10 protein-coding genes are annotated in these 12,446 nt (G+C 68.6%); 2 read left to right on the top strand and 8 right to left on the bottom strand.

The features are described 5' to 3' along the window. Positions 1-12: 12 nt before the first annotated feature. Positions 13-591 (bottom strand): ArsR/SmtB family transcription factor, encoded by a 579-nt coding sequence (locus ACSMFO_RS17065; protein WP_073843646.1) that lies wholly within the window; start codon positions 589-591, stop codon positions 13-15. Positions 592-840: 249 nt separating this feature from the next. Here ACSMFO_RS17065 and ACSMFO_RS17060 point away from each other — a divergent pair, with 249 nt between their 5' ends. Together ACSMFO_RS17060 and ACSMFO_RS17055 are read left to right on the top strand one after the other, a co-directional pair. Further along, positions 841-2,046: a lytic transglycosylase domain-containing protein gene (locus ACSMFO_RS17060; protein ID WP_360132071.1), complete on the top strand. Its 1,206-nt coding sequence runs from the start codon at positions 841-843 to the stop codon at positions 2,044-2,046. A gap of 415 nt (positions 2,047-2,461) precedes the next feature. After that, a complete protein-coding gene (locus tag ACSMFO_RS17055; RefSeq protein ID WP_436459486.1) occupies positions 2,462-2,890 on the top strand; it encodes a pyridoxamine 5'-phosphate oxidase in 429 nt (142 codons plus the stop codon). Positions 2,891-2,934: 44 nt separating this feature from the next. On the opposite strand, the gene gcl is transcribed toward ACSMFO_RS17055, so the two are convergent. The 7 genes from gcl to ACSMFO_RS17020 form a co-directional block, all read right to left on the bottom strand. Beyond that, on the bottom strand, positions 2,935-4,629 hold the full coding sequence (gcl, locus tag ACSMFO_RS17050) for a glyoxylate carboligase (RefSeq protein WP_378417882.1): 1,695 nt from the start codon (positions 4,627-4,629) through the stop codon (positions 2,935-2,937). Between the two features lie 3 nt (positions 4,630-4,632). After that, on the bottom strand, positions 4,633-5,520 hold the full coding sequence (locus ACSMFO_RS17045) for a 2-hydroxy-3-oxopropionate reductase (RefSeq protein ID WP_436459484.1): 888 nt from the start codon (positions 5,518-5,520) through the stop codon (positions 4,633-4,635). Then, positions 5,517-6,344 carry a hydroxypyruvate isomerase family protein gene (locus tag ACSMFO_RS17040; RefSeq protein ID WP_436459482.1) on the bottom strand — a complete coding sequence of 276 codons (828 nt, stop codon included), beginning with the start codon at positions 6,342-6,344 and terminating at the stop codon, positions 5,517-5,519. Before ACSMFO_RS17040 ends, ACSMFO_RS17045 begins: the two co-directional genes overlap by 4 nt. Positions 6,345-6,592: 248 nt before the next feature. Further along, positions 6,593-7,516 (bottom strand): 2Fe-2S iron-sulfur cluster-binding protein, encoded by a 924-nt coding sequence (locus tag ACSMFO_RS17035; RefSeq protein WP_436459480.1) that lies wholly within the window; start codon positions 7,514-7,516, stop codon positions 6,593-6,595. Beyond that, complete coding sequence (locus ACSMFO_RS17030; protein ID WP_436459479.1) at positions 7,513-9,249, bottom strand: NAD(P)H-dependent oxidoreductase subunit E; 1,737 nt, start codon at positions 9,247-9,249, stop codon at positions 7,513-7,515. Before ACSMFO_RS17030 ends, ACSMFO_RS17035 begins: the two co-directional genes overlap by 4 nt. Before the next feature lie 9 nt (positions 9,250-9,258). Then, positions 9,259-11,178, bottom strand: coding sequence for a molybdopterin oxidoreductase family protein (locus ACSMFO_RS17025; protein ID WP_436459477.1), 1,920 nt, complete (start codon positions 11,176-11,178; stop codon positions 9,259-9,261). Positions 11,179-11,192: 14 nt separating this feature from the next. Then, entirely contained in the window at positions 11,193-12,185 is a 993-nt protein-coding gene (locus ACSMFO_RS17020) for a 2-dehydropantoate 2-reductase (RefSeq protein WP_436459475.1), read from the bottom strand. Between the last annotated feature and the right edge of the window lie 261 nt (positions 12,186-12,446).

Here is a 12,446-nt window from a genome sequence, read left to right as displayed (position 1 = left end):
TCCCACCGGTTTTCAGTTCCCTTCCTGCACCTCCCCGTCCGCGTCCGGGAACGCCGTCCAGCGCACGAGCACCTTCCGCGCGTCCGGGCCTGGCTCCGGCCGCCAATAGCGGCGTAACAGCTCCAGGTATTCGTCGAAGAACTCCTTGAGCTCTTCGAGGTTCACGTAGACCGAGCCGCGCGAAAACACCAGCGCGTCACCCCATTCGCCCAGCTCACCGCGACGCTCGAGAAAGGTCGCCAGCTGTTCGAGGTCTTCGGTGAACGCCGCACGCTGCGCCTCGTCGAACACGGCGCGCATCTCGTCGTTCTGCTCGCTGTGCCGCGGCCAGCGGATGTCGCGCTGGCGGGCCCGCCACCAGCGCTCCTTGCCGTGCGCGAGCTCCGGCGCCTCGTCGACGAAGTCGTATTTCGCCAGTTCCCGCAGGTGATAGCTGGTCGCGCCCGAACTCTCCCCCAGTTCCTTGGCCAGCTTCGTCGCCGTCGCGGGGCCGCGGCCCAACGCCTCCATGATCCGGCGGCGCAGCGGGTGCATCACCGCCTTCAGCACGGCGGCGTCGGCGATCTCTTCGGGTGGCGGCGGACCGGTCATGACACCAAGGTAGCCGTGCAAAGGAGATTGTGCAAAGACCTCTTTGCACGCGGTTCAGACCACTCCGCGGGGCGGCCGGGGATTCTGCTGACGATTCGGTGAACTCAGCGTGAAATTGACAACTTCACTACGAAGGTCTTGTGCCGCGAGGACGAAAACTCGACAGGATCGCGGGTTTTTCGTTGCGTCGTCCCCGAAAACCGGCTCTATCGGATAGTTTTGCGCGGAGTCGACCTTGCGGGAGAGAACATGCCGAAGCACCGCCCTCGACAGACGGACAAGTTGTCCGCCCGGCACCGGACGGCCTTCGCGCTCGCCGGCGGCGCGCTCGCCGTGCTGCCCGCGGTCACCGCGTCCGCGGGCCCCGACGCCCCGATCGCCGCGCCGAAGCCGTCCGCGCCGCAGAACCAGGCCGCGGCCTGGCAACCGCCGGCGGGCACGGTCCCGGAGATCGCCGTCGACGGCAGCCTCCCCGAGCCGCCCACCCCGGATCCGCTGACCGTCCCCGGGCATTCCGGCAACATCGGCGGCGCGTTCGCGCCGTCGGGCGCGCTCGGCATCCCCGCCAGCATGATGAAGGCGTACAAGAACGCCGCCGACATCCTCGCGAAGGAACTGCCCGGCTGCCACATCGACTGGGCGCTGATCGCCAGCATCGGCCGGATCGAATCGAATCACGCGCGCGGCGGTTACGTCGACGCGAAGGGCAACACGCTGGAGCCGATCCTCGGCCCGCAGCTCAACGGCGCCGGTCCGTTCGCCGCCATCTCCGACACCGACGGCGGCAAGTACGACGGCGACACGGTCTGGGACCGCGCCGTCGGCCCGACGCAGTTCATCCCCTCCACGTGGAAGGGCTACGCCTCCGACGGCAACGGCGACGGCGAGTCGAACCCGAACAACATCTACGACGCGACGCTGGGCTCCGGCCGCTACCTCTGCTCCGGCGGGGTCGACCTGACGTCCGAGCAGACCCAGCGCGTGGCCGTGTACCGCTACAACCACTCGCTGTCCTATGTGGACACCGTGATCCGCTGGGCGGTCGCCTACCGCGGCGGCGTCGCGACGATGCCGGACAGCCAGGTCCCCGTCGGCGCGCCCGACTCCCAGGACGTCGCCGCCGGTACGCCCGACGGCCAGGTCCCGGTGCCGACCCTGCCCGGCACTCCCCCGCCCGGCACGACCACGCCGGGTCCGACGCCGCTGCCCGGCACGTCCGTCCCGCCGAGCAGCAGCACGCCGCCGAGCAGCTCTTCGCCCTCGAAGCCGACCAGCACGCCGCCTTCGTCGACGCCTCCCTCGTCGACCCCGCCTTCCTCGACACCTCCTTCGAGCACCCCTTCGTCCTCGACGACGCCTCCGCCGTCCAGCACGTCTTCCGCGGCGCCGTCCTCGACTCCGGCGGGGAACACCGGCGAGACGTCCCCGACCAGCAGCACTTCCCCGACCCCGTGACGCTCGCCAGGGTGGCGCTCACGTGGGTTTTCGTGTGGGCTGAAGGCTCCCTTCACCGAGTCTGATGCGGCGAAAGGAGCCTTCGCCCCGGTCGGCTGCGGGAGCGGAGGTTCGGTCGCAGTGCCGCCCTACTGTCGGGTGGTGTCGCGTGACCGGTGGGACGTCATCCGTGTCCGGGGGGACGTCATCCGTGTCCGGGGGACGACGCTCGGCAGGGCCCGGCTACCGCCGAGGGGTTGCGAAAGCCACTTTCGCAACCTTCAACGTTGCGAAAGTGGCTTTCGCAACCTCGACCGCGGCCGGGCCCCGGGTGCCGCCCTGGCGATCATGACGCGAAAGCCAACGCCCGGAATGCCCTGAAGTCCGGCCGCGTTGTCGCCTCTCGTAGATCACCTACGAGAGAAGCGAGACACGGATGTCGTCTTTCGTCATGACCGCCGAGGAACGCGAAGCCTTCCTGAGCGAGGTCCACATCGGGGTCCTTGCCGTGGAGCGGGAAGGGCGGGCCCCGCTTGCCGTGCCGGTCTGGTACGACTACGAGCCCGGCGGCGAACTGCTGATCTGGATGGACGGCGGTTCGGTCAAGGACAAGGCGATCAAGAGGGCGGGCAGGCTGAGCCTGGTCGCTCAGTCGGAGACGCTGCCGTACAAGTACGTGACGGCCGAGGGTCCGGTCATCGCGAACGACGCGCCGCCGACCAGGGAGCAGGCGCTGAAGATCGCGCAGCGTTACCTGTCGGAGGACGAGGGCACGAAATACGTCGACGGTGCGCTCAGCGACAACTCCGTGCTGGTCCGTGTCCGGCCGGAGAAGTGGCTGAGCAACGACCAGGGCAAGGCCTGACCGCACGACGGTGTCCCGGCGGGCGAGCACCGGGACACCGTCGTTCAGCCCGCGATCGGCTCGAACTCGACGACGCTGTCGAGCGCCTTGCCCATCGCGGCGTTCCCTTCGCGTTCGATCATGATCTCCACCAGCACCGGCCGCGACGTCCGCTCGGCCTCCTTGCGTGCCCACTCCAGCGAAGCCCGGATCTCGCCCGGCTCGGTGACGCGGGTGCCGGAGCAGCCGTAGGCCTCCATGACCTTCACGTTGTCCGTGCCGATCTTGTCGTAGTGGATGTCGACCTCGAAGTTCATCTCGTAGCCGGTTTCGGCCTGCCGGATGAGCCCGAGGTACTCGTTGTTCAGCATGATCAGCACGAACCCGACGTCGTACTGCGCGGCCACCGCCAGCTCCTCGACCAGGAACTGGAACGAGTAGTCCCCGACGACGCCGACGACCTCGGCCTCCGGTTTCGCCTTCTTGACGCCGATCGCCGCCGGGATCTCCCAACCGAGCGGGCCGGCCTGGCCGCACACCTGGTAGTGCCGCGGCTTGTGCGCGCGCTGGAACTGCCCGGACCAGATCTGGTAGAGCCCGATCGCGGTGACGAAGTAGGCGTCCTCGCCGTAGAACTCGTTGATCTCCTTGAAGACCCGGGGCGCCTTGATCGGCGTGTCCTCGAAGTCCTCACGCCGCGGCAGGCTCTCCTTGAGCTCGCCGATGCGCCGCGGCCACGCGCGATCCCGTGCCGGGGAACGCTTCGACGCCGCCTCGATCAGCGCGTCCAGGAAGGCGCCCGTGTCCGACACGATGCCGAGGTCCGGCCCGAACACCTTGCCCAGCTGGGTCGGCTCGATGTCGACGTGGATGAACTTCCGGTTCCCCCGGTAGACGTCGAGGTCACCGGTGTGCCGGTCGCCGAACCGCGCGCCCAGCGCCAGCACCAGATCCGCCTCGAGGAACGCCGCGTTCGCCCAGCGCTGCGAGGTCTGGATACCCGCCATGCCGGCGAACAGTTCGTGGTCCTCGGGGAAACTCCCCTTGCCCATCAACGTCACGCCGACCGGGACGCCGAGCAGCTCGGCCGCGGTGCGCAGCCGGTCGCTCGCGTCGCCGAGCACCACTCCACCGCCCGCGAGGATCAGCGGCCGCTCGGCGGCCAGGAGCAGGTCCAGCGCCCGCTCGACCCTGGCCGGGGACGGCGTCGCCCTGATGACCGGGAGCGGCGAGTCGATGCTGGAGTCCCACTCGATCTCCTGCCGCTGGACGTCGATCGGCAGGTCGATCAGCACCGGGCCGGGACGGCCGGACCGCGCGATGCGGAACGCCTCCCGGAACACCCACGGCAGCTGGGCGGCCTCCTTGACCTGCACCGCCCATTTGGTCACCGGCTTGGCGATCTCGACGATGTCGACGGCCTGGAACGCCTCGGTGTGCAGCTTCCGCGAGTCGGCCTGCCCGGTGATGCACAGGATCGGGATCGAGTCGGCCTGCGCGGTGTAGAGGCCGGTGATCATGTTCGTCCCGGCGGGCCCGGAGGTGCCGATCGCGACGCCGACGTTGCCGGTGGTCCTCGCCCAGCCGTCGGCCATATGGGTCGCGCCCTCTTCGTGGCGCACGATCAGATGCTCGATGCCGCTGTCCTGCATCGCGTGGTACAGCGGGAGGATCGCGGCGCCGGGGCAGCCGAACGCGGTGTCGACGCCCTCACTGACCAGGACGTCGACGACGGCCTGCATGGCGGGGATTCTGGGCATGCGTCACTCCTTGTTTTCCGCGCCGGACAGCGTTTCGACGACCTTCAGCAGCGCCGAGTGATCGAGCGAGCCGTGGCCCATCGCCCGTCCGGCGGCGACGAGCTGGGCGACCAGCCCGGTGAGCGGCAGCGCGACCTCGGCCTGCCTGGCGGCGGCGAGCGCGATGCCCATGTCCTTGTGGTGCAGGTCGATCCGGAAGCCCGGCGCGAATTCCCGCGCCACCATGGACTTCCGCTTGAGTTCGAGGATCCGGCTGCCCGCCAGGCCGCCCGCGAGGACGTCCAGGCCGACACCTGCGTCCACACCCGAGGCTTCGAGCAGCACGATGGCTTCGGCGATCAGCGCGTACGTCCCGCCGACGACCAGCTGGTTCGCGGCTTTGACGACCTGGCCGGCGCCGTGCGGCCCGACGTGCACGATCGTCTTGCCGACCGCCTCCAGGATCGGGAGCCCGGCGGCGAAGTCGTCGTCCTCACCACCGACCATAATGGACAGTGACGCCTGCTCGGCCCCGGCCTGACCGCCGGAAACGGGTGCGTCGAGCACCCGGATCTCGCGTTCCCCGGCCCGCTCGGCCACCTCGATGGAGGTCTCCGGCCGGATGGTGCTCATGTCGATCAGCAGCGTTCCCGGTTTCGCCGATTCCAGCACCCCGCCCGCCGCCAGCACGACAGCCTCGACCTGTGGGTGGTTCGGCAGCATGGTGATGACGACTTCCGCGTCCGCCACGGCGTCGGTCACCCCGTTCGCGGCCCGGCCGCCCGCGGCCTCCAGCCTCGCGAGCGCGTCCGCGTTCGTGTCGAATCCGCTCACCTCGTGGCCGGCGGCGACGAGATGTCCCGCCATCGGCCCGCCCATGATCCCCAGGCCGATGAATCCCAGCTTGGTCATGCCAGTCCCCTTCGTTCGAAAGGCAGCCACGACAGCGAATCCGCGCTCGGCCCGTCGGGTTTGTACTCCACGCCGACCTGCCCGCGGTAGCCCGCCGTCTGTAGCTTTTCCAGGTATCCCTCGATGTCCAGCGCTCCGGTCCCCGGCTGGTGGCGCCCTGGGGAATCGGCGATCTGCACATGACCGATCCGTCCGGTGTGGACGGTCGTGACCGTGTCGAGGTCGTCACCGTTGACCGCCAGGTGGTACAGGTCGGCCAGCAGCTTCACGTTGTCCCGCCCGAGTTCGTCGAGCACCTTCAGTACGTCGTCCGCGGTCTTGAGCGGGTACTTCTCCGCCCCCGACAACGGCTCGAGGACGATCTCCGCGCCGATCCGCGCGGCCGCGTCCGACGCGAGCGCCAGATTCGACAAACCGAGCTTGTCCTGCCCGGCCGGATCCGCGCCGTCGATCCGGTTGCCGTAGAGCGCGTTGAACCGGCGGCAGCCGAGCCGCTCGCCGAGGTCGATCGCGGAGGCGATGCCGCGGGCGAACTCGTCCTCGCGACCGGGCCAGGTGACCAGGCCACGATCACCACCCGCCATGTCGCCGGGGAAGAAGTTCAGCCCGGTCACCGCGACACCCGCCCGCTCGACCGACGCCACGAACGCGTCGACCTCGGCGGCGTCCGGCTCCGGCGTCTCGAACGGCCACCAGTACTCGACCGCGGTGAAGCCCGCCGCGCGCGCCGCCTCCGCACGGTCGAGCAGCGGCAACTCGGTGAAGACCAGCGACAGGTTCAGCACGTACGGCAGCGCATGACGCGAACCGGCAAGATCAGCCATCGAAACCTCTGCAATTTCGCTCTGCGGAAACTTTCTTTCGTATATCGAGAATAGCCCGCTGACCTGTCCAGGTCAACGGGCGGTATACCGCCTACTGAGCGAAGGCGTAACTCGCGTGATCAGGGACGTGACTCGCGTGATTGGAGGCCGCACTCAGGGTGTTCCGCCGCTGATCACGCGAGTTCCGCCTTCAGTCACGCGAGTCACGCCGCTGCTCACGTGAGTGCGGTGCCACGTCCTCGTGAGGGTCAGCGGTTCTGGACGTGCTGCCACCCGAAGCGGCCCTTGATGCAGAGGTTCCCGTGGGTCACCGAACTCTCGTGGGGCGAGGTCACCTTGACGATCTCGTTGTCCTGGACGTGCAGCGTCAAGGAGCAGCCGACCCCGCAGAAGGTGCAGATGGTGGTCGTCGCGGTCTGCCGCGACTCGTCCCAGGTCCCGTCCTCACGTTTGTCGTGCTCGCGTTTGAAACTCAGCGCGCCGGTCGGGCAGACCTCGACGCAGTTTCCACAGTAGACACACGCACTGTCCGGAAGCGGGTTCGCGAACTCCGTCGAGATCCGCGCGTCGAAACCGCGTCCCGCCATCGTGATGGCGAAGGTGTTCTGCCACTGCTCGCCGCACGCGTCGACGCATTTGTAGCACTGGATGCATTTCCCGTAGTCGCGGACGTAGAGTTCGTTGTCCACCTTGACCGGCTGGCGCACGGTTGCCGCCGTCAGCCCGTCCGGGATCTCATGCTCGCCGGGGCGGCGATCGTCGCGGTCGTCCGAAGCGGGCGCGGGCGGGCCGAAACGCTCGGGTTCCGCACCGCACTCGGCCATCCAGCCCGCGACATCGGGCGTGGTGGACAGATCCGTCGCCGATCCGAGGAGTTCGAGCACCACCTTGCGGCTGAGCCTGGTCCGGTCGGTGTCGGTCCGCACCACCATGCCCGGTTCCGCCTTGCGGGAGCAGGACGGCACGAGCGTACGCGATCCCTCGACCTCCACCATGCAGACACGGCAGGCGTTCGCCGGTTCGAGGGTGTCGCCGAAGCAGAGCGTCGGAATGTCCTTGCCCGACGCGGCACAGGCATCGAGGATCGTGGATCCTTCAGGAACCCTGACCGCCTCACGGTCCACAGTGAACTCGACGAGCCGTCGTGGGAGTCCCAATCCGACAATGCTCACGATCGCTCCTCCAGTGCGCCGAGCCGGTCGATCGCCGACTCGATGGCGTTCCAGGCGGTCTGGCCCAGTCCGCAGATGGACGAATCCCGCATCACCTGTCCGACTTCGCGCAGCAGCGCGAGGTCGTCGCCGCCAGTCCCGAGCTTGCGGCCGCCGATGATCCGGTGCAGCGCCTCCTCCTGCCGCACGGTGCCGATCCGGCACGGCACGCATTGTCCGCACGACTCGTCCCGGAAGAACGCCGCGATCCGCACCAGGAACCCACCGAGGTCGGCTTGGTCGTCGAGCGCGAGCACGACCCCCGAACCGAGTGTGGCGCCCGCGGCACGCGCGTCCTCCATGGTGAGCGGCAGGGTGGTTTCGTCCGGGCGCACGAAACCACCCGCCGCGCCGCCGAGCAGGACGGCCCGCAACTCACGACCCTCCGGCACTCCCCCGGCGAGTTCGAGCAGTTCCCCCAGCGTCGTCCCGAACGGCACCTCGTACACGCCGGGGCGCCGGACGTTGCCGGACAGGCAGAACAGCTTCGGGCCGGTCGAGCGTTCGGTCCCGATGCGACGGTAGGCCTCGCAGCCTTCGGTGAGGATCAGCGGGATGTTGACCAGGGTCTCGACGTTGTTCACCACCGTCGGCTTGCCGAACAATCCCTTCTCCACCGGGAAAGGCGGCTTCGACCTCGGCTCGCCGCGGTAGCCTTCGATCGAGTTGAAGATCGCCGTTTCCTCGCCGCAGATGTAGGCGCCCGCACCGCGCCTGATCTCGATGTCGAACGAGAACCCTTGCCGCCCCAGGATGTTCTCGCCCAGAAACCCACGTTCACGAGCCAAGTCGATGGCGTTGCGCAGCGTCTTCAGCGCACGCGGATACTCGCCGCGCAGGTAGACGTACCCCTTCTGCGCCCCGATCGCGAACGCGGCGATCGTCATCGCTTCAACGAGCGCGAACGGGTCCCCCTCGATCAGCACGCGGTCCTTGAACGTGCCCGGTTCGCTCTCGTCCGCGTTGCACACCAGGTACCGGGTCCGTTCGGGCTGCCGGGCGGCGGCGTCCCATTTCCGGCCGGTCGGGAACGCCGCTCCGCCCCGGCCCATCAGCCCCGAATCAGTCACCTCGCGGATGACCCCGGCCGGCCCGAGCACCAACGCGTTCCTCAACGCCGCGTAGCCACCCGCCGCACGATAGGCGTCCAGGCTTTCGGGCTCGACGACGCCGACCCGGCGCAGCAGGCGCAGGCCTGGTCCTCCTTGCTGTGGAACGGAAACCGGGGCTTCCTCCCAAGTGGACGGTTCACGGGTGATTTCGCTTGGCGTGGCCGGTGCGAGCAGCCGCCCCTCCGCGGGATCACCCGCCTCGAAGGCCAGCGCCGCCGGAGCGCGTTCGCAGACACCCAGGCACGGGCTGCGATGCCAAGCGATTCCCGCCGCGTCGAAGGCTTCGGTCACCGCCTCCGCGCCGTTGACTTGGCAGGCCAGGTCCGTGCAGACGTGGATCACGCGCGGCGGTCGTTCCTTGAGTGAGAACAGCGCGTAGAAGCTCGCCACGCCGTAGGCCTCCGCAGGCGGGACGTTCAACCGGCGGCAGATGTGGTTCAACGCTCCCTGACTGATCCAACCGACCCGGTCGTTCACGGCGTGCAACGCGGGCAGCAGCTGATCGCGGCTTCCGGCTCCGAGCGCGTCGACCGCGTGCCGTTCGGCGTCCGTCGGTTCGGCGTTCAGGAAACGCAGGTCCATTCCGGCTCCTCACACGGTGACGGGCAGCTTCTCGACCCGGATCGCGGCGGCCTTGTACTCGGCCGTGCCCGCGACCGGACAGGTCGCCTCGATGGTGATGACGTTGACGTCGATCTCGTCCGGGAAGTGGAAGGTCATGAACGCCAGGCCCGGACGCAGCCCCTCGTCGATCCGGACCGGTGCCTCGATCTCGCCGCGGCGGGACGAGATCCGCACGACCTCGTCCTCGACGACCCCGAGCCGCACCGCGTCCGCCGGACACAGGTCGAGGGTCTCCCCTCGGCGCAGCGGCGAGGGGAACCCGCCGGATTGGACGCCGGTGTTGTAGGAGTCCAGTCGCCGTCCGGTGGTCAGCCGGATCGGGAAGTCCTCGGTGAGCAGATCCACCGGCGGGCTGTGGGCGATCACGGTGAACGGTGCCGGTCGGCCGCGTTTCGCCGGGTCCTCTTCCCAGAGCCTGCCGTGCAGGAACGTCGGTTCGAGCTCGTCCTCCCGGTAACAGGGCCACTGGATGCCGCCGAGTTCCTCCAGACGCGCGTAGCTCATCCCGGCGTGCATCGGCGACAACGTCCGGAGTTCGTTCCAGACGTCCTCGCCGCCCTGGTAGTTCCAGTCGTGGCCGAGACGACGGGCGAGTTCGCACAGCAACTGGATGTCGTCGCGCGCGCCCTCCGGCGGTTCGAGCGCCTTGCGGACCCGCTGGACCCGGCGTTCGCTGTTGGTGAAGGTGCCGTCCGATTCGCACCACGCGGCCGAAGCGGGCAGCACGACATCCGCCAGCTGCGCCGTCTTGGTGAGGAAGATGTCCTGCACCACCAGATACTCCACATTGGACAGGCGTTTGATCGTGTGCTCGCAGTCCGCTTCGGACTGGACCGGGTTCTCCCCGATGATGTAGACGCAGGTCAGGTCGCCGCGTTCCATCGCGTCGAGCATCTGCGTGAGGTTGAGTCCCTTGCGCGGCGGGATGTTCGAACCCCAAGCGGCGTCGAATTTCGCCCGGACGTCCGCGTCGAGGATGTTCTGGAACCCCGGCATCCGGTCCGGGATCGCGCCCATGTCCCCGCCGCCTTGGACGTTGTTCTGCCCGCGCAGCGGGTTGAGCCCCGCGCCGTACCGGCCGACGTGGCCGGCCAGCAGCGCGAGATTGATCAGGGACAGGACGTTGTCGGTGCCGTTGTGGTGCTCGGTGATCCCGAGCGTCCACGACAGCTGGCCGCGGTCGGCGCGGGCGTAGGTGTGCGCGAGTTCGCGGATCAGCTCGGCCGGGACGCCGGTCGTCTCCTCGGCGGCTTCGAGCGTCCACGGCTCGACAGAGGCCGCGAACTCGGCGAAACCTTCGGTGGCCCGTTCGATGAAGGCGGTATTGGCCAGTCCGGAGTGGATGATCTCGCGGGCGATCGCGTGCGCCAGCGGGATGTCCGTGCCGACGTGCAACTGGAGCCGCCGGTGCGCCCAGCTCGCGGTGCTGGTCCGGCGCGGGTCGATCACGAACAGTTTCGCGCCGCGGTGGACGGCCTTGAGCACGTGCTGGAAGAAGATCGGGTGGGCTTCGCGGGGGTTGCCGCCCCAGACGACGATGACGTCGGCGTCCTCGATCTCCTGATACGACGACGTTCCGCCGCCGCTGTCGAACACGCGCGCCAGCCCGGCGACACTCGGCGCGTGGCAGGTGCGGTTGCACGAGTCGACGTTGTTCGTGCCGATCACCGCACGCGTGAACTTCTGCGCGACGTAGTTCATCTCGTTGGTCGCCCTGGCACAGGAGAACATGCCGAAGGCTTCGGGTCCCTTGGTATCGAGCGTGCGCCGGAACCCGGCGGCGGCGCGCTCCAGCGCCTCTTCCCAGCTCGCCGGGCGCAGCTCGCCCGAATCGCGGACCAACGGCCGGGTGAGCCGGACGTACGGCTCGGTGTTCTTGCGCTTCATCGGGTTCCTCCGATTCAGTGCGCTCCGACGGGAACGGCGTTCGCGGTCTGGCCGAGCAGACCGATCGCGGCGTGGACGTGGCGCAGTGCGGGGGCGGGCACGCCGGTCAGCTCGGCGAGCTCGACGACGGCGCCGATGATCGCGTCGGTCTCCAGCGGCTTGCCCGCTTCGAGGTCCTGCAGCATCGACGTCTTGTGGTGCCCGACGCGCCAGGCGCCGTTGATACGTTTCTCGACCGAAACCTGGGGATCGCTGCCCGCGGCACGGGCGATCGCGAGGGTCTCGTTCATCATCGCGGCGACGAGCTCGCGGGTGTCCGGATGCTCGCACATTTGGACCATGGTCGCCCTGGTCAGCGCGCTGAGCGGGTTGAAGGCGACGTTGCCCATGAGCTTGACCCAGATCTCGTCGCGCAGGTCGAGTTCGACGGGCGCCTTCAGCCCGCCGGCGATCATCGCGTCGGCGAGAGCCGCACATCGGGATGTGACGCCGCCTTTCGGCTCTCCCAAAGCGAAGCGGGTCCCTTCGAGATGCCGGATCACGCCCGGTTCCTCGATCACCGTCGAGCAGTAGACGACGCAGCCGATCGCGCGGCGCAGTTCGAGGACCTCGCTCACCGCGCCCCCTGGGTCGACCGTCTCGATGCGGCGGTTCTCCAGCGGATGTCCGGCCAGACCGTGGAAGTACCACCACGGGATCCCGTTCTGCGCGGCCACGATCGCGGTGTCCTTACCCAGCAACGGCGCGATCAGCGGGCCGCAGGAGGCGTACGAATTCGCCTTCAGGCCGAGGAAGACGAAGTCGACGGGGCCGACTTTCGCCGGATCGTCGGTGACGTGCGGGTGGACGGTGAAGTTCCCGCGCGGGCTGAGCACCCGCACGCCGTGCGCGCGCATCGCTTCACCATGCGCCCGTCTCGCGATGAGGTGGACCTCCGCCCCGCCTCGGTGGAGCGCGGCGCCGGCGTACGCGCCGATCGCCCCCGCGCCCAGAACTGCGACCTTCATGACGTGCCTCCCGCTCAGCCGAAGACCAGATTGCATACAGTATCCCGTAGATGGTCGGCATGTCACGCCCTTCTCGCATTTCGTCCTCTGAATGCGGGCTGCCCCAAGCCGGAACTCGCGTGCTCCCAGGCGCATCACGCGTGATTGGAGGCGGAAGACTCGGTCTCGCGCGTGTTTCGCCTCCAATCACGCGAGTTCGGCCTTCAAGCACGCGAGTTCCGGGCGGAGGACCCCGCATTTAGAGGACGAAATGCGGAGTGG

Origin of the sequence: Amycolatopsis sp. w19, assembly GCF_051373225.1 — a bacterium.
Classification (GTDB): Bacteria; Actinomycetota; Actinomycetes; order Mycobacteriales; family Pseudonocardiaceae; genus Amycolatopsis; species Amycolatopsis japonica.
This window is presented reverse-complemented; position numbering and strand designations above follow the sequence as displayed.